This is a genomic window from Hydrocarboniphaga sp. (genome assembly GCF_965279055.1).
GTDB lineage: Bacteria > Pseudomonadota > Gammaproteobacteria > Nevskiales > Nevskiaceae > Hydrocarboniphaga.
Window position 1 is genome coordinate 3,573,289 of record NZ_OZ257125.1, and the last position, 18,513, is coordinate 3,591,801.

The window sequence follows — 18,513 nt, forward strand, 5'->3', positions numbered from 1 at the left end:
AACGGGGCTGTAATGGCGACGCGAATCGCGGTAGTGGACGATGAGCCGATCGTGCGGGAGATGGTCGTGGACTACCTCGGCGGACGCGGTTTTGAAGTGCAGGGTTTCAGTAGCGCCGCCGAGTTTCGGGCGAGCGCCGTCACGGCCCTGCCTGAACTGGTGCTGCTCGACGTGCTGATGCCGGGGGAAGACGGCCTGTCGCTGTTGCGCTGGATTCGCGGTTTCAGCGAAGTGCCGGTGATCATGCTCACCGGCGAAAACGACACCGCCGACCGCGTCTCCGGCCTGGAGCTCGGCGCCGACGACTATGTCGCCAAGCCGGCCGATCTGCGCGAGCTGCTGGCACGGGTGCGCAGCGCGCTGAGGCGCAATGCAGCGGCGGGTCCGGCCGCTGGTGTGCCGGTTGCTCCAGTCGCGCCTGTTGCACCGGCAGCGGCGGCAACGGCCGCCGCCTACGATTCGGCCCATGCCTGGTTCGGACGCTGGCGCCTGGACCGGCAACGCCACCGGCTGGTGGATTCCGGCGGCGAGGTCTGCACCATCACCGGCGCCGACTACGCCCTGCTGGCGGTCTTCGCCGACCACCCGAACGTCGTGCTGTCGCGCGAAAAATTGCTGGAGCTGTCCGGCACCGATCCCGGCGAAGTCTTCGACCGGGCGATCGATCTGCGCATTACCCGCCTGCGCAAAAAAATTGAGCCGGTGCCCGGCGATCCCACGGTGATCCGCACGGTGCGCGGCTTCGGCGGCGGCTACGAATACCTGCCGTCCGCCGGCCCGAACTACGGCCGCTGATGCTCCGTGCGCTGAAACCGGTTTGACATCATGTTTCAGCGCGTCGAACTAAACCGGATACAGCCGGCGCGTAACCTGGCATCCATCGACGCGACATTGGGAAATCCACAAGGCATGTCGCAGTAGCACGCTGGCCCGCAACTGGGGCCGGCGTTTTTGCGTTGACGATGCACCAGACGGTGATGAATGCAAACCCGAGCCATGCAAATCCATTTTCTCACCAGGCTGGCCGCCGCCTGCGCGGCGCTCCTGCTCGTCGCGCTGCTGGTGCTGCAGGCCGCGGCCGCACAGGCGCCGGAAGTCGAATTGAGCGTGGCGGAGAAAGACTGGATTGCCAGCCATCCGGTGATCCGGCTTGCCAGCGATCCGGTATGGGCGCCGGTGGATTTCCTCGACGCGCAGGATCGCCATCAGGGCATGACCGCCGACTATGTCGCGCTGCTCAACGCCAAGCTCGGCCTCAACATGCGCTGGGAACAGCCGCGCATGCATTGGGACGACGTGCTGACCGCGGCGCGCGACCGGCGCATCGACGTCGTGCCCACGGCAGGCAAGACACCGGAGCGCGAGGCTTATCTGAGTTACACAGAGCCGCCCTATGTTTCGTTCCGCTCGGTGATCGTCGCGCGCGACGATGCGCCCTTCATCTCCAGCATGAGCGATCTCAGCAACAAGCGCATCGCGCTGGTACCGGGCTACGCCGAAACTGCGGACTTTCACAAGCGTTTTCCAGGATTTCAGACCATACCGGCAAGCTCGGTCGAAGACGCGCTGACCGCGGTGGCGACCGGCCGCGCTGGTGCGACGGTCGGCAATCTCGCCGTGGTCAACTGGGTCATCCGCACCAAGGCGCTGACCAACCTGCGCATCGCGGCGCTGTATACCGACCAGGAACGCTCGGTGCACTTTGCGGTGCGCAAGGATTGGCCCGAGCTGACCGCGATCCTCGACAAGGGGCTCGCCGCGATCACGCCGGAAGAGCACGCGCGTATCCGCAACCGCTGGTACGAGGTGGAGGCCCAGCACGGCCTCGATCCGGCCCAGGTGCTGCGCATCGGCCTCGCGCTGCTGTTCGCGGTACTGCTCGCCGCCATCATCACCGCATTCTGGCTGCGCCGGCTTCGGCGCGAGGTCGCCGAGCGCAAGCGCGCGGTGACCCAGCTCGAGCACACCGAGCGCCGTCTTCGCGAGATAACCGATGCGCTGCCCGGCATGATTTACCAGTTGCGCATGGCGCCCGACCGGTCGACACGCGTCAGCATGGTCAGCGACGGTGCGATCACGCTGTACGGCAAGACGCGTGACGAAATGCTGAGCACCGCCGATGCGATGCTCGCTCCGGCACACCCGGAAGACCGCGAGCGTTTCCTGCAGGCCTTCATCGAAGCGGCGCAGAAAAACGCCACGGTGCAACTGGCCTATCGGTCGCAGAACCGGCGCGGCGAGTACCGATGGCTGCGCACGTTTGCGCGGCCCGCGATGAGCGCCGAAGGCGATTACATCTGGAACGGCTTTTCGCTGGATGTCACCGACGAAGTCGAAGCCCGTGAAAAGCTCGACGCAGCCGAGCGCCTGCTGCGCGACGTTACCGACAACGTGCCCGGCGCGATCTTCCAGCGCCGGATGGAGCCCGATGGCGCGATCCAGTATCCGTTCCTGAGCGCCGGTTATCAGCGCATCGGCGATCTGCAGGTGGCCAGGGCCGGATACAACGACAAGGAGGAAGAGTTCGAAGCCTTCCCGCCCGAAGAGCGCGAGGCCATCGACCAGGCGCGTCGCCAGTCGATTGAAACGATGCAGCCCTACAACATCGAGAACCGCATGCTGTTGCGCGACGGCAGCTACGTTTGGGTGCGTACCTCCGCGGTGCCGCGCCGCGAGGACGACGGCGCCATCATCTGGAACGGTTACACCTTCGACATCACGGCGCGCAAAGAGCTCGAAGGCGAGCTGTCACGCGCCAAGGAATCGGCCGAGGCCGCCAATCGGGCCAAGAGCGAGTTCCTGGCCAACATGAGCCACGAAATCCGCACGCCGATGAACGCGATCGTCGGCCTGTCCAATCTCGGGCTGAAGACCAACACACCGACGCGCCTGCAGGACTACCTGCGCAAGATCCACATCGCCGCGCAGTCCTTGCTGGAAATCATCAACGGAATCCTCGACTACTCGAAGATCGAAGCCGGCATGTTGAGCCTGGAGCAAACCCAGTTCGATCTGTACGAAGTGCTGGAAAATCTGTCCGGCTTGCTCAATCTGCGCGCGGTGGAAAAAGGCCTGGAGCTGTTGTTTTCGGTTGCCCCCGAGGTGCCGTCGGCACTGATCGGCGATCCGCTGCGTCTCGGCCAGGTGCTGCTCAACCTGACCGGCAATGCGCTGAAATTTACCGACCGCGGTCAGATCGTGATTCGTGTCTGCATCGATAAAGACGCCGGCGATGCTGCGGACGGACGCGTGCGCCTGCGCTTTGAAGTGACCGACAGCGGCATCGGCATGACCGAAGAGCAGATTGGCCGACTTTTCACAGCGTTCTCGCAAGCCGACAGCTCGACCACCCGCCGCTACGGTGGCACGGGTCTGGGGCTGTCGATCAGCAAGCGACTGGTCGGCTTGATGGGCGGCGAAATCGGCGCGCATTCCGAGCCGGGGGCCGGCAGCACCTTCCATTTCAATGCGAACTTCGGCCTGGCCGAAGTCGCAGCCGGACGGCTGCAGGCGCCGGCCGACTTGCATGATCTTCGGGTGCTGGTGGTCGACGACAATTTCACTGCCCTGGACATTCTGCGCGTCTACCTGGAATCGTTCGGGCTGCGCGTCGATCGCGCCAGCTCGGGCACGCAGGCGATCACCGCCGTGCAGCGCGAGGCCGCCAGCGATCCGTATCGTCTGGTGCTGATGGACTGGCAGATGCCCGGCATGAACGGCATGGAGGCGGCGCTGCACATACGCGAATCCGATGCGGCGCTGAAACCCAAAATTGTCATGGTCTCGGCCTATGGCCGCGAGGAAATCATGCGCCAGGCCGACGAAGGCGGCCTCGATGGCTTTCTGATCAAGCCGGTCAATCCCTCGGTGCTGTTCGACACCATCCTGCATGCGTTCGGCAAGGAGGCGGCGCTGATACCGACGCTGGATCACGAGCATCGCACCGCCGCCGATCAGCTGCCCGCCGGCACCCGCGTGCTGGTCGTTGAGGACAACGAAATCAATCAGGAGGTCGCAAAAGAACTGCTGGAATCATTTGGCGTGGAGGTGACCGTCGCCGCCGACGGCAAGCTCGGCGTAGATGCCGCGTCCAGTCAGGATTTCGACGCGATCCTGATGGATGTGCAGATGCCGCGCATGGACGGCTTCGAGGCGACAACCGTGATCCGCGCGTTGGACTCACACCGGGCGAACGTGCCGATCATCGCGATGACGGCCAACGCGATGACCGAAGACCGGCAGCGCTGCCTGGCAGCGGGCATGAACGACCATGTCGGCAAACCGGTCGATCAGCAGCACCTGCTGGCGACGCTGCGCAAATGGATCAAACCGGGCTCGGCGGCCGTTGCGGGCGCCGACCGCATGGCCGTGAAAGCCACGCCGCAGCCGACGGCCGATATCGATCCGGCTGCCGTCTCCGATCGTTTCGATCTGTTCGCTGCGCAGCGCCGGCTGGGCGACAGCCGCCCGCTGTTGCTGAAGTTGCTCGCGCGCTTTGTCGAAGAGCCGGATGCGGTAGAGAAGCTGCGCAGACAACTGCAGCAGTCCGACCGCGCGGGCGCGATCATTACCGTGCATTCACTGAAAGGCGTTGCCGGAACGCTCGGCGCCGTCGCGCTCGAGCAGGCCACCGCGAAGCTCGAGAAACAACTCAAGGCCGGCGATATCGAGACCCGGGATCTCGACACCGTTGCCACGCTGCACGAAGAAGCGCGGCGTGTCTTTGCCGGGTTAAAAAAGTAAGGCCGACGAGCCCATGCCGTCGACAATGAACCGGGTTCAGGCACGGATGATCGGGGCCGGCTTCAAGGTGCGTCCCCGAACGACAACTCCGTCATTGGCAGCTGGCGAACCCCGCCTGACATCATATTTCAGCGCAGTGAACTAAGCCTGACACCGGCGGCGAGTAACTTGGCATCCATCGAAGCGATACGCGCTTCGGCCAACTTACTAACCAGCTACAGGGAGCCTCACCATGAAGACCTTCAAGACCATCGCCGCTGCCGCCGTCCTCGCCGCCTCCTTCGCCGCCGCTCCGGCGCACGCCGACCTGTTCCCCAACGGCCTTGCCACGAATGGCATGCAACTCAATGGCTTCGTCATCAATGGCATGCAGCTCAACGGGTTCACCGTCAACGGCGTTCAGTTCAACGGGTTCACGGTCAATGGCTTGCAGCTCAACGGGTTCACTGTCAATGGCGTTCAGTTCAACGGTTTCACCGTCAATGGCCTGCAGCTCAACGGGTTCACCGTCAACGGCATCACCATCAACGGCACCGAGGCGACCGGCATCATTGCAGGTTCCGCTGTCGCGGTGACGCTTCCGGAAACCATCGTGGACGAAGATCAGGTTGTGTCGCCCACCAGGAAGTAAAACACTCAGCTAGTCTGCAAATCAGCCCGCCGTGACCCGGCGGGCTTTTTTTGTCCGTAGCAAAACAGTAAGCCTGCTGCTTCGGAGCCATCTCCTTCATCGCCCTGGAAGGAGGCAATCGACCGACCTTGCAATCATTCTCAAGCGGAGCTGAAATCGACTAATAGCGGAACTGCAAATGAAATACGGGCTACTGCAATCGCAGTACACCGAGCCTGCCTGATTCTCACTGCCTAGCCGTCACTGTTACTTTCGAAAGTGTCTCGAAAAACTGCGTCGATCCTCTTTCATATTCACTGTCGTATCTCATAGAAAGGGCAGTTCAACTACAGCTCTCGGCCCGACAGACGACCCGAACTTCCTGATTACGGGGCAGAAACGATTTCCCATACGCCCCTACACTAGCCGGCCCTCATTTCGAGATACGAGCCATGTCACGGAGACGCCGCGAGTCCGATTTCAATCTGCTTGTCAGCGTCCTAATGCGGCTGCCGTGGCAAGTGTGCTTGCTGCTGACGCCGTGTGCCTATCTTGGCTTTCATTGGCTGGCACAGCGTCAGCCGGCGGCGCCTCACGGCATTTCGGAGATGGGCACTGTGCTCGTCGGGACCATGCTGAAAACAGCGGGCATGTACGGGCAGGTTTTAGTGCCTCTGATGTTGGTGCTGGCCGCGCTGCTTTCGTGGTTGTCCAAGCGACGCCGCGCCACACTGCTGAAGGAGGCCGAATCGAGAACGGCCACTGCGCCTCTGCAAGCACTCACATGGCGCGAGTTCGAACAGCTTGTCGGCGCTCACTTCGAGCGGCAGGGCTATACCGTCGCATTTACTCCCGAAGGTGCCGACGGCGGCGTTGACGTGGTTGCCCGCAAAGGCGGCGAGACCTTCCTGGTGCAATGCAAGCAGTGGCGGGCCACACAGGTAGGCGTCCGGGTCGTTCGGGAACTATTCGGCGTCATGGCGGCCCGCGGCGCAACGGGAGCCTACGTTGTTTCCATCGGCAGCTTCACCACTGACGCGAAAGATTTTGCCGCAGGCCGAAACATCGACCTTGTCGACGCTAACACATTACTAAATCCAAGCCCTAAACCGCGACTACATACAGCGGCCGCAGAAACTCGCAATGCGGCGAATACGTCAGCCATCTGCCCACAATGCGGCTCACCGATGGTGCTACGTGTAGCCAAGCAAGGTACGAACAAGGGACAATCGTTTTATGGCTGCAGTACGTATCCCAAGTGTCGTGGCGTTCTGCCCTATAACAAATGACCCAGTTGCGGGGATCGGGGGATCCAGTGCCGAGCAGCACCACCGATACGCTCGATGAAAGGATGCGCAAAGCCGCCTTCGATCATATTCGCCGCCTGAATGCGCTCCACGATCACCTGACCTCGAATGAGCTTGCTAAGGGCTTCGAGTTTGAAGGTGAGCGTATTCCGCTGGTCAACCCGCAGCGGGGAATCTTTAAGCCCCGACAGATGCGGTACCTGCTATCGATACGCACGGTCTTCCCAAGATCTGGCGCCAAAGTTTGGTATGACGATCAACGCTTGGTTCACCGGCAGATCTATGAGAGCGCCGATCTGATCGACTACGCATTTATGGGAACCGATCCCGAGGCGGCCGACAACCGCTGGCTGCGGGAAGCGTTTGAGAAAGGAATCCCGATCATCTACTTCATCGGCATTTCGCCGGGGCGTTTCACTGCTGTCGCGCCCGCCTTCATCGGCGGCTGGGACGCGAAGGCCCTGAGAGCTTTTGTCGGGTTTGGCGAAGCATCGCTGGGCAGCCAATCAGTTGTATCCGAAGACAACGCACCGGCTCGGCGTTACGCACTCCGCGCAGTACAACAACGGCTCCATCAAGCCTCGTTTCGTGATGCAGTGATTGCCGCCTACGGTGGACGCTGTGCGCTGTCGGGCCTGCCGGAACCGCTATTACTAGACGCCGCTCATATCGTCGCGGACAGCCATGAGCAGCTCGGTCAACCGGTGGTCACAAACGGCATCCCGCTTTCGAAGATCCATCATGCCGCTTTCGATGCACAGCTGATCGGCATCGATCCAGACTATCGCCTGCACGTTTCCGAGCGTTTGCTGATTCAGAACGACGGGCCGATGCTGGAGTCGATGAAGAATCTCGACGGCTGCCTCATAAGACTGCCGGGTCGACTTCGTGATTACCCTGACCGGGACCGACTGGCTATGCGGTTCGAAGACTTCAAAGCCAAAGCCTGATATTCGGTCGTGAGCTCCGCGCGATAGAAAAGCGCATCGCGCTGCGGTCGTGAAGACCCGAGTTTCCGGGAAAGGATGCGGAGGTCCTCCATCCGTCAGCGGGGCGTCGCCTGCATTCGCTACGAAAGCTGGCAAGCGCCGCTCAATTGATCCTGGTCAACGCGGCGCCTCCTGGGTTCGGCAACTCTGTGTCCACGATTGTCAGCCCGCCGATGCGGTGGCGTTGGTCAGCTGCGAGCGCAGCATTCAGCTGGTCAACAGCAGCGCTGTCGCATGTTGGGACAGCGAGCCAGCGCTTGACCGGCGCACCCGTGAGAGAGCTCCTGATCGAGTCGGTCGGAGCGTGTTGCTTCCATCGGCTGCCGACTCGGCGTTGATGGCATCGCCGAGGCTATCGAGCCTCAGAGTTCGTTACGAAAACTGTCGATCAGCGCGGCACTCGCGGCCAGGATTTTGTTCTCCAGGCCCGTCGCTGCAATCGACCTGGTCAACACGGTGACGCGTCTCGCGTGATGCCCGCCACCCCCATTGTCAGCTGGAGCTCGACCGATGCCCGCACCGACGCCTAAACCGATATCCGAAGCGTATCTGGAAAAAATGCACGCCTACTGGCGCGCGGCGAATTATCTGTCGGTGGGGCAGATCTATTTGAAAGACAACCCGCTGCTGACCGTGCCGCTACGCATTGAGCACCTGAAGCCGCGCCTGCTCGGGCACTGGGGCACGACGCCGGGCCTGAACTTTCTTTACGTGCATCTCAATCGGCTGATCAAGCAGCACGAGCTGAACATGATCTACGTGATCGGGCCTGGACACGGCGGCCCGGGTATCGTGGCGCAGACGTATCTCGAAGGCTCGTATTCCGAGCGATATCCCGCGATCGAGCGCAACCGGAACGGAATGCTGCGCCTGTTCAAGCAGTTTTCGTGGCCGAACGGCATTCCGAGTCATGTGGCACCGGAGACACCGGGCTCCATTCACGAAGGCGGTGAACTGGGCTACTCGCTGGCGCATGCCTTCGGCGCAGCGTTCGACAATCCGAGTCTGATCGTCAGTTGCGTCATCGGCGATGGTGAGGCCGAAACGGCGGCCCTGGCCGCGAGCTGGCATTCGAACAAATTCCTGAACCCGAAATCCGACGGCGCCGTGCTGCCTATCCTGCACCTCAACGGCTACAAGATTGCCAATCCCAGTGTCTTGTCCCGGATCAGCCGCCAGGAGCTGACCGATCTGATGCGCGGATACGGCTACGAGCCGCATTTTGTCGAGGGCGACGAGCCGATGCAGGTGCATCGCGACTTGGCGGCCACGCTGGACCATGTTCTCGGCAGAATCCAGGAGATTCAATCCGAGGCCCGGTCTGTCGGGCCCGGCGTGACCCTCGCCCGCCCTCGCTGGCCGATGATCATCTTCCGCACGCCCAAGGGTTGGACCGGCCCCGCGTTCGTCGACGACAAGCCGGTCGAGAACACTTGGCGTGCCCACCAGGTGCCGATCGCGAACTTTCAGAATCCCGAACATCTGGCGCAGCTCGAAGCGTGGCTCAAAAACTATCGCGCGGAAGAACTGTTCGACGATCAGGGCCGATTCCGCGAGGAGTACGCCGCACTGGCGCCGACCGGGCACCGGCGCATGGGAATGAACCCACACGCCAACGGAGGAGAGCTGCTGCGCACGCTGCAGTTGCCGGACTTTACGCAGTACGCGGTCGCCGTTGCGGCACCCGGCCAGGTCCAGGCGGAGGCAACGCGTGTACTCGGCGGTTTCGTCAGGGACATCATGCGCTGGAATCTGGCAAGCCGGAACTTCCGCGTCTTCGGCCCCGACGAGACCGCGTCGAATCGGCTGGAGGCCGTCTTCGAAGTGACGGGAAAAAGCTGGATGGCCGAGCGCAAAGCGGTTGACCTCGATCTGGACAGCGATGGCCGGGTGATGGAAATCCTCAGCGAGCACGTCTGCGAAGGCTGGCTTGAGGGTTATCTGCTGACCGGCCGTCATGGCCTGTTTTCCTGCTACGAAGCGTTCATTCACGTCATCGACTCGATGCTCAATCAGCACGCCAAATGGCTGAAGGTCACACGCCAGATCCCATGGCGCGCGCCGATCGCATCGGTGAACTATCTGCTCACCTCCCACGTCTGGCGCCAGGATCACAACGGCTTCTCTCACCAGGACCCGGGCTTCATCGATTTCGTCGCCAACAAGAAAGCCGAGATCGTCAGAATCTACCTTCCGCCCGATGCCAACTGCCTGTTGTCAGTGGCCGCTCATTGCCTGCACAGCCGCAATTACATCAACGTCATCGTCGCCGGAAAACAGCCGGACTGGCAGTGGCTGGACATCGAAGCGGCCAGCCGTCACTGCGCGGCCGGCGCGGGCGTATGGGAATGGGCCTGCAACGATCAAGGCAACCCCGACGTCGTCCTGGCGTGTGCCGGCGACGTGCCGACCCTGGAGACCTTGGCCGCCGTCACCTTGCTACGCGAATACGAGCCGGACATCCGCATTCGCGTGGTGAACGTGGTCGACCTGATGGCGCTGCAAGACCAGTCCGAACACCCGCACGGGCTGGAAGAGCATCAGTTCGATTCCCTGTTTACCACCGACACGCCGGTGATCTTCGCCTATCACGGCTATCCGTCGATGATTCACAAGCTGACCTACAAGCGGCGCAATCACCAGAACTTTCACGTTCGCGGCTATCGCGAAGAGGGCACGACCACGACGCCGTTCGATATGGTGGTGCTGAACAACCTCGATCGCTATCAGCTCGCCCTCGATGCGATTTCCCGGTCCGCACGTTTCGCCCATAAGCTTCCCGAAGCGACGGCTCGCTACTGGACCACGATGCAGCGGCACAAGGCGTACATCAGCGAGCACGGCGACGACATGCCCGAAGTTCGAGACTGGCGCTGGACCCACTAGCTCGGCGGCCTGATCGACATGAATGTGCTCGCCTTGAACTGCGGTTCCTCGTCGCTGAAATTCGGTCTCTACCAGGTCGGCGACCAAAGCGTCGAGTGCTTGTGCGAAGAGGACTGGGAGACCTCGGGAGCGGACGCCCAGATCTCCGGCGCGCACGATCTGCTGCAGAAAGTCGAAGAAAAAATCCGGCCTCTCTCCGGCGGCGCGGCCGTCGATGCCGTCGGGCACCGTCTCGTACACGGTGGCCCCGCATTGGGACGGCATTGCCGGATAGAGCGCGCCGATCTGCCGCGACTGACAGCGGCAGTTCCCTTTGCACCGCTGCATTTGCCCGCGGCGCTGGCGATCGTCGGCGCGGCCATGGAGCAGTTCAGCAGTCAGCCTCATGTGGCTTGCTTCGACACGACCTTCCATTGGTCACTACCCGCCTTGGCCCAAACGCTGCCGCTACCGGAGACACTGCGCAGCCAGGGCATCCGGCGCTATGGGTTTCATGGCCTGTCCTGCGAATCCATCGTCCATCAGCTTGGCGCCGACCTGCCGCGGGATCTGATCGTCGCTCACCTTGGGAATGGCGCCAGTGTCACGGCGGTTCAACACGGGAAATCGATTGATACGAGCATGGGAATGACGCCGGCCGGCGGCATGCCGATGAGCAGCCGCAGCGGCGACATCGATCCGGGCGTCCTCGTCTATCTGATGCGGGAGATGTCGTATGACGCGGATCGACTGGAATCCCTGATCAATCACGAGTCCGGTCTGAAGGGAATCTCCGGACTGTCCGGAGACCTCAGGGCACTACACCGCGCTGCGGATGCCAGTCCAAGCGCTCGCTTGGCGCTCGATTGTTTCGCCGCAGCGGTGGCGAAGCAGATTGCGGCGATGATCACCAGCCTCGGCGGGCTCGATGCGATCGCGTTCACCGGCGGAATAGGACAACACGACGCCGCGATGCGGGCGGCCATCATTCGGCGACTTGCGTGGCTGGGGATTTTTATCGACGACACGCGCAATGTTTCGGCGCTGTCGGACGTGCAGCGCGGTGATTCGCGTTGCCGGATTTTGGTGATGGAGTCCAGAGAGGATGAACAGATCGCCCGTATCGCCGGCAGCATGACCGGCGCCTAGCTCACCTACAGCCGATCGGCAAATAAGCGTAGTTGATCACCGGCTCCGGCAGGATCGCCACGAAAAATCCATCGGGTTTCTCCCGGCGCGCCTGCGCTAGTCGCAGTAGTACTCACCGTCGAACTTGCCGGCGATCTGGCGTTCCGCTGCAAGCCAGTCGTCCATCGAAGCGCCCGGTGCGAAGCCGCGGCGTTCGGCCAGGTAGTAAGCCGCCTCCGAAATCAGATCGGCTTTCTGATCGTCCGTGATACGCCGGCAGTGGGAAGGTGCGTGATGCAGTTTCGTGTGAGGTAAGAGCTGAGCCATGTAGGACATTTTGTTTCTCGGGCACTGGTTACCGGTCGTGTGAACGTCGAAGCTGAGCGCCCGGCCGGCATTGGCGTATCAACCGCCGTTCGCTCCAGAACTCAAAGCGCTGCGCTCTCTACCGCATGTCGATGACGACTCTGCCGTCGACCTTGCCGGCCTTGAGATCGCGGAAGACCTCGTTGATCTGGTGCAGCCCGATGCTGTGAACGGTCGGCTTCACCTTGCCCTGCACCGCGAATGCCACGGCCTCCTGCAGATCCAGGCGCGTGCCGACGATCGATCCCCGGATCGTCAATCGTTTCAGCACGACGTCGAAGATCGGCGTCTCGAAACCGCCCGGAGGAAGGCCTACGAGACTGACCGTGCCGTGGCGACGGGCCATCGCCAGTGCCTGGCCGAAAGCGGCAGGCGACACCGCGGTGACCAGCACACCGTGGGCACCGCCCTCGGTCGCCTGCAGGACCCGATCGACCGCGTCTTTGCTATCTGCGCGAATCGCCACGTCCGCACCAAGGCGCGTCGCAAGCTGCAGCTTCTCGTCGGCGACATCGAGCGCGACCACGCGCAGCCCCATCGCCTTCGCATACTGCACCGCCACATGTCCCAGGCCGCCGATTCCGGAAATCGCCAGCCACTGGCCGGGGCGGACCTCGGTCTCCTTGATGCCCTTGTACGTCGTGACACCGGCGCAGAGCACCGGCGCCATCAGCACGGGATCGCAATCGTTCGGCAGGCGCGCCAGATAATCGGCACGCCCGATCACGCACTCGGCGTAGGTTCCGTCGACGTTGTAGCCGCTGTTGTGCTGGGACTCGCAAAGCGTCTCCCAACCACCATGGCAGTGTTCGCAGCGGCCACAGGCGTCGTGCAACCAGGCGACGCCGACCATGTCGCCCAGTTGATAGCCTTCGACGTCCGCGCCAATCGCCGCGATCCGTCCGACACCTTCGTGTCCTGGAATGAAAGGCAATGCCGGCTTCACCGGCCAATCCCCGTCGGCCGCATGCACGTCGGTATGACAGACACCGCTGGCCAGCAGCTTGATCAATACCTCGCCGCGACCCGGCACTGGAATCGGAACCTGTTCGATCTGCAGCGGTTCACCAAAACCGCGAACCACGGCCGCCATCATCGTCTTCTTCATGACCATCCTTGCTGTCCGGTCAGAGAAGCATCGGCTATCGCCAACGACGCGGCATTGACCAGGGTCAAGCCGTCACCGGCAAGACCGTCAGCAATCCTGCGGGCACCGGCCGATCGCGTTATCGACGGCCGATTTCAGGTCCTCGCTGGGAAAGGGCTTGTGCAGCACCAGCCGGGCTCCGGCCGCCAGCACTCGCGTCACGAGAGAGGATTGAGATTGACCGGTGATGGCGATCACCGGGAATGCCGCCTGGCGCTGCGACAGCAGCTCCATCAACTCGGCACCGTTGGTCCCGGGCATGTTGAGATCCAGCAGCAGGCAGCTGGGGTCTCCGTCGGACAGCGCATCCAGAAACGCCTTTGCGGATGCGAACAGCCGGGTGTGCCACCCGTAGGAACGCGCCAGAACGCTCAGGCTGCTCCTCACTGCTTCGTCATCGTCAACGATATGGATCATCAAGCAACTGGCCTTGGAGCGGTGAGCCCGGGGTTTTGAAATCGACGCAGCCTGCGCGGTACGAGGATATAAAACACTGCCTCGCCTGCCAGCGCATTGACCTGCATCAATCGACGATATCGAACCCCGCCATCAGCTGTGTTCAGCGCGGGCGTGGGAGCCAGATATGGAAGCAGGCACCGGCAGCGGTGGACTCCGCCCAGATACGGCCCTCATGGGCGTCGATGATGCGATGGCAGATCGAAAGCCCCTGCCCCAGCCCCATCGGCTTGGTCGTGACAAAGGGCTCGAACAGCTGCTCCGGGAGCACGCTGCCGAAGCCGGGCCCGGTATCCGCAACCGAGATCTCGATGCCGTCGTCGGACGCGATGACCGAGATGTCGATCGATGGATCCGCGACGTCGGCATCGGCCATGGCTTCTATCGCATTCCGGAACAGGTTGACCAGCACCTGCTCGAACTGCACAGCGTCGAGCAGGACCGGCGAAAGATCCTTATCGGCCTGGATCGATGTGCGAACGCCATGCGTTTTCAGCTCGTGCTGAAGCAGCGCCATCACCTCCGAGATGCTCGCCACGACATTCAACAGCTGCAGCTCGATTTCGCCTTTCTCCACGTACTTGCGCAGCCGGCGGATCACTTCGGCCGCCCGCTCGCCCTGACGCGCGATCTGCGACATCGACTCTCTGAGCAGCTCCATGTCCGCAGTACCGGCGTCGATCATCCGGATGCAGGCGCTGGAGTGATTCAGAATCGCGGTCAGCGGCTGGTTGATCTCGTGAGCCAGCCCGGACGCCAGATCGCCCATCGAATGCAGCCGCGTAACGTGAGCCAGCTCGTCCTGCCGGCGGCGCGATTCGAGTTCGATCTGCTTTCGGTCGGTGATGTCGCGGATGATGCCGGTGAACAGGCGACGGCCCGAGCTGACGACCTCGCCCACCGAAAGATCCAGCGGAAAAATCGTGCCGTCCTTGCGCAGTCCTTCCACTTCGCGGCCGATGCCGATGATCTGCTTGCGCCGCGTCATCAGATACTGGTCGAGGTAGCCGTCGTGCTGCTCTCGATACGGCGCCGGCATCAGCATCGAAATGTTCTGGCCGATGACCTCTGACGCGCGATAGCCAAAGATGCGCTCCGCGGCACGGTTGAAGGATTCGATCAGGCCTTCCGCGCCGATGGTGATGATGCCGTCCACGGCGGTGTCGAGGATCGCCTGTTGCCGATCGAGGGCATCACCCAGCTCCACCGCCATCTGACGGGAAACCCTCATGTCGGCGCCGGTGATGACGACGCCGTGCAGCGCACCCTGCGCATCGCGCACGCAGGATATTCCCCATTGCACGTTGAATCGCCCGCCGTCCCGATCGAGCCAAAAGCCGCGCTGGTCGTCGACCATCTCCCCGGCAGCGGCCAGCAGGATACCGCTGCGCATCAAGTCGGCGGATTCAGGCGCGACCAGGCGCTCCCAGACGAAAGTGCCCTGCAGCTCAGTCAGGGAGTAACCGCTTGCGACAGTGCAGTGCTGGTTCAACATTTGAATTCGCCCATCAACATCCGTGATGGCGACCAGAGTCCGTCCCGGCATATTCAGGTTCCAATGCTGCGGTGTCGACTGCGCGATCGAGTCGATGCTTCGGTGCTGCTCAGCGGCCTGCCAAGGCAGGCCGGAGATCCGAGGCGCGCCGGCAACACAAACCCCGACTGCGCTCACCCCCAGTCTAGGCTAAACCGGCGAGCCACCTGGCGGGAATCGCCCGGCTGCAGCGACACCGTTCAGACCCGAGTTACAGGAAATCCTCAGGGGTTATTCCCCATTTGGATCCCACGGTGACGCCAAGAATGAGATCGGGCAACTGGCCCGATCCATCAGGCGATATCTCGGTCGGGACCAGCGTACGTCGTTTTTTAGAGTCGTAGACGGCGAGTAGCTTCGGCGCCAACAAGGCGGAGGCCGTCTGGTCGGTAACGATCGCGATGCGGCCGCTGACGAGCTCGACCACGGTACCGGTCGGGTAAATGCCGATGCACTGAACAAAGCGGTGAACCAGTTCGGTGTCGAAGTGCTCTCCACTCCACTCGACCAGCCGTCGCAAGGCCAGGGTCGGTGGAATTCCCCGGTGATAGCACCTGTCGGAGGTCAGCGCGTCATAGACATCGACGATAGCCGCCATGCGGGCCACGGCGGGTATTTCACTCGCAGTGCGGCTGTCGGGATAGCCGCGACCGTCCATGCGCTCATGATGCTGTCGCGTGATATCAAGCTGCTCCTGTTGAACGCCGCGCGCCTTCGACAGAAGCTGATGACCGTCACCGGGATGGCGCTTGATCAAATCGAATTCGGCAGGCGTGAGGCGTCCCGGTTTGTTCAATATGCTGTCCGGCGTGAACATTTTCCCGATGTCATGAACCAGGCCGCCGATGCCGATTCTGGCGACTTCATCGGCTCCATAGCCGGCCGCACTTGCGAACCTCATCAGCAACAGACCGACCGCCACTGAATGCTGAAAGGTATATTGGTCCGCGTCCTTCATTCGGGTCAGCATCAACAGCGCGCCGGCGTTGGCCGCCAGGGACAGGCCAATACGCTCGACCAGCGGCTCGATGCGCTCCAGATCCGGCGCCTTTCCCAGGCGGGCATCGCCGAACAGCTGCAGGATCAGCGCTTGCGTTTCACGATGGATGTTGCGCGCTCGCTGCAGCTCCTCACCCAAGGGCCGGTTCGGAAGCAGGGATGCTCCGCGGCTTCCGGCTTCATTCATCGCGATGCTGATTTCGCGTTCTATCGACTCCCGCTCGTTCCCCGGCTGGCTGTCGGCGCCGAGCGTGGTATCGATGTACACATGGGTGACGCCGGTCTGAAGCAGGCGCTCCAGGTCTCGCGCCGATGTGATGCGCACCCGATTGAACAGGAAAGGATGGTCGACCCAACTGCAATTCAGGTCGTGCACGAACATGCCGATGCGAAGTTCGCCGGCTGCTATTCGTTTGATCATGTCAATGTTCTCGCGCCGGATACGGCGGCTGGCGCCTGGCCAAAAACAGGTGAAGCGAGCTGCGCTGATGGCGCTTGCGGAAACATGACCAAGGCGGATGCTCGGATGGCAGGTTTCAATCGTTGATCCCTCCATCGAGGCTGGCGGCACTGTGTTTTGCGCCGGCAGCCGCACGTTCCGCGATAAGTTCCGCTTACTATCGATATCGGAAATATCCGTAATTTCTTGACTGATTTTCAGGATTAAATTTCTTTCGCTGGAATCAATCAACTCAATATCGATTCAGATCAATATTTTTCTGCAGTCCCGGCACATGAGTTCATCTTCATATCTTGGTGATGATCTTTGCAAAACGAACTCCGTCGACTGCCGGATAGATCGATTCTCAGGGCTTTAAGTTGGTCAGCAGCTGAGACCCGCCCACCAGGAGAAATTCGAGCGTGTGCAGGGCGAGTGACCGAAGCGCGAGCGCGTGCCTGTAACCGCGTCGGAGCGGAATCGCATCAGCGAGCCAGCGCGCCGTAGCGCCGCATCAGCGGCAGCCACTTGGACTCGACGCGGTTATGCCGGCCTTCGACCATGCCGACAACCGTCGTGCTCACCGGGGATATCCCGGCAAATTTCAGGATGTTCCGGACCAGGCTCTTCAGGCCGTGGGCCATGAAGTAAAAGCGGTACAGCAGCGCGGGCATCCCCATCGTCAGCACCACGCGCGCCGATCGGCCGCCGAGGCGTTTCGATTTACCTTTGCTGTCGCATACGACCGTAAAGTCGGGACGGAAAACCTGCTCCAGAAACGCCTTGAATGATGCGGGCATCGAGCCCAGCCAGAGAGGCAGCACGATCAGCAGATGCTCGGCCCAGACCATCACCTCCTGAGCGGCCAACACGGTCTCGGGCACCTCGCCGTTCTGCCATTCGTCCTTGCTGTGCAGCATCGGCACCGCCAGCTGGGCGACGATGATGTTGCGCACCTGGTGCCCCGCCTTCTCCGCCGCTTCGGCATAGGCATGCGCGAGCGCATGGCCGAGGTGCGTTTCACTGACGTCCGGGTGCCCCTGGATGATGGCGATTCGCATGACGTGGTCCGGCTGGTGTGGAAGTCGCCAGCATACCCAGGCGCGCCATTGCCGCCTTGACTGCGATCAAGACATCGGTGCTACGCCAGTGCCCGCAGTGCATCACCGTCCACGACCTCGCAAACGGCACCCCGACTGCGAAGGATGTTGCGCGCCTGCAGGCGAGTGAACACGCGGGAGATCGTCTCGGTTGCAAGGTCGAGATAGCGAGCCAGATCCACGCGCGACATGGGCAGCTGGATCTCCGCGTGCTCATCTGTCTGATCGCTCTTCAGCTGGCTCACCAGAAAGCTGGCGACACGCTGATCGGCCGTACAACGCTCACGGTGCAGCATGCCGTTCAGGCGATCGAACTCTCGGCCCAGGTTGGCCAGGATACGATCGCGGAACGAACCCGATTCGAGCATCCGGCTGCGCACGGCCGTGATCGGCAGGCGACAGACCCAGGTGCGGGACAAGGCCCGGGCGCTGGAGCGGAAGCTCGGCTGGCAGATGGCGTCGAGTCCCGCCACTTCCTCTGCCAGGTGGAAGCCGCGGATTTCTTCGTTGCCGTCGATAGACGACACATAGGTCTTCAGCGCACCGCCGCGGACCACGTACAGGTAGTCGGCCTTGTCGTCGGCACGATACAGGTGCTCGCCCTTGTCGACGACCATCCGGGTCACCGCGACGGTTGCAGCCTGATCCGCCGGCATGCCTTCTACCAGCAGACCTCCCAGGCAACGCGACTTGCGGGAGCAATCCAGGCATGGCTGGCTGGCGCTGACGGCGGTGGACTGCTGGCTGGTCGACATGGGGGCTCCTTCGTTGCGTTGATCTCGGAGTCATTCTGTCGCGGCACGCGCGCCGGCAAAATCCGGTCTTACGCG

General features: G+C 62.2%; 14 protein-coding genes. 7 read left to right on the top strand and 7 right to left on the bottom strand.

Features of this window, described 5'->3' with window-relative positions:
- Positions 1–12 precede the first annotated feature (12 nt).
- The 7 genes from ACQZF9_RS16110 to ACQZF9_RS16140 all read left to right on the top strand — a co-directional run bounded on the left by ACQZF9_RS16110 (position 13) and on the right by ACQZF9_RS16140 (position 11,663).
- Positions 13–795, top strand: coding sequence for a response regulator transcription factor (locus tag ACQZF9_RS16110; RefSeq protein WP_428309978.1), 783 nt, complete (start codon positions 13–15; stop codon positions 793–795).
- A 201-nt stretch (positions 796–996) separates the two neighbouring features.
- Complete coding sequence (locus ACQZF9_RS16115; protein WP_428309979.1) at positions 997–4,743, top strand: response regulator; 3,747 nt, start codon at positions 997–999, stop codon at positions 4,741–4,743.
- 232 nt (positions 4,744–4,975) lie between these two features.
- The gene (locus tag ACQZF9_RS16120; protein ID WP_428309980.1) at positions 4,976–5,374 is read left to right on the top strand and encodes a hypothetical protein; all 399 of its coding nucleotides are present in this window, start codon (positions 4,976–4,978) and stop codon (positions 5,372–5,374) included.
- A gap of 506 nt (positions 5,375–5,880) precedes the next feature.
- Complete coding sequence (locus ACQZF9_RS16125) at positions 5,881–6,642, top strand: restriction endonuclease (protein ID WP_428309981.1); 762 nt, start codon at positions 5,881–5,883, stop codon at positions 6,640–6,642.
- 26 nt (positions 6,643–6,668) lie between these two features.
- A complete protein-coding gene (locus ACQZF9_RS16130) occupies positions 6,669–7,610 on the top strand; it encodes an HNH endonuclease (protein ID WP_428309982.1) in 942 nt (313 codons plus the stop codon).
- Between the two features lie 549 nt (positions 7,611–8,159).
- Entirely contained in the window at positions 8,160–10,535 is a 2,376-nt protein-coding gene (locus ACQZF9_RS16135; protein ID WP_428309983.1) for a phosphoketolase family protein, read from the top strand.
- A gap of 18 nt (positions 10,536–10,553) precedes the next feature.
- On the top strand, positions 10,554–11,663 hold the full coding sequence (locus ACQZF9_RS16140) for an acetate/propionate family kinase (RefSeq protein ID WP_428309984.1): 1,110 nt from the start codon (positions 10,554–10,556) through the stop codon (positions 11,661–11,663).
- A 96-nt stretch (positions 11,664–11,759) separates the two neighbouring features.
- On the opposite strand, the gene ACQZF9_RS16145 is transcribed toward ACQZF9_RS16140, so the two are convergent.
- From ACQZF9_RS16145 to ACQZF9_RS16175, 7 genes are all read right to left on the bottom strand, one after another.
- Complete coding sequence (locus ACQZF9_RS16145) at positions 11,760–11,978, bottom strand: DUF2934 domain-containing protein (RefSeq protein ID WP_428309985.1); 219 nt, start codon at positions 11,976–11,978, stop codon at positions 11,760–11,762.
- A gap of 109 nt (positions 11,979–12,087) precedes the next feature.
- On the bottom strand, positions 12,088–13,116 hold the full coding sequence (gene adhP / locus ACQZF9_RS16150) for an alcohol dehydrogenase AdhP (RefSeq protein ID WP_428309986.1): 1,029 nt from the start codon (positions 13,114–13,116) through the stop codon (positions 12,088–12,090).
- Positions 13,117–13,203: 87 nt separating this feature from the next.
- Entirely contained in the window at positions 13,204–13,572 is a 369-nt protein-coding gene (locus tag ACQZF9_RS16155) for a response regulator transcription factor (RefSeq protein ID WP_428309987.1), read from the bottom strand.
- Between the two features lie 142 nt (positions 13,573–13,714).
- Complete coding sequence (locus ACQZF9_RS16160; protein WP_428309988.1) at positions 13,715–15,283, bottom strand: PAS domain S-box protein; 1,569 nt, start codon at positions 15,281–15,283, stop codon at positions 13,715–13,717.
- Between the two features lie 73 nt (positions 15,284–15,356).
- Positions 15,357–16,835: an HD-GYP domain-containing protein gene (locus ACQZF9_RS16165; RefSeq protein ID WP_428309989.1), complete on the bottom strand. Its 1,479-nt coding sequence runs from the start codon at positions 16,833–16,835 to the stop codon at positions 15,357–15,359.
- Positions 16,836–17,068: 233 nt separating this feature from the next.
- A complete protein-coding gene (locus ACQZF9_RS16170) occupies positions 17,069–17,644 on the bottom strand; it encodes an NAD(P)H-dependent oxidoreductase (RefSeq protein ID WP_428309990.1) in 576 nt (191 codons plus the stop codon).
- 80 nt (positions 17,645–17,724) lie between these two features.
- Positions 17,725–18,438 (bottom strand): Crp/Fnr family transcriptional regulator, encoded by a 714-nt coding sequence (locus ACQZF9_RS16175; RefSeq protein ID WP_428309991.1) that lies wholly within the window; start codon positions 18,436–18,438, stop codon positions 17,725–17,727.
- Positions 18,439–18,513: the final 75 nt, after the last annotated feature.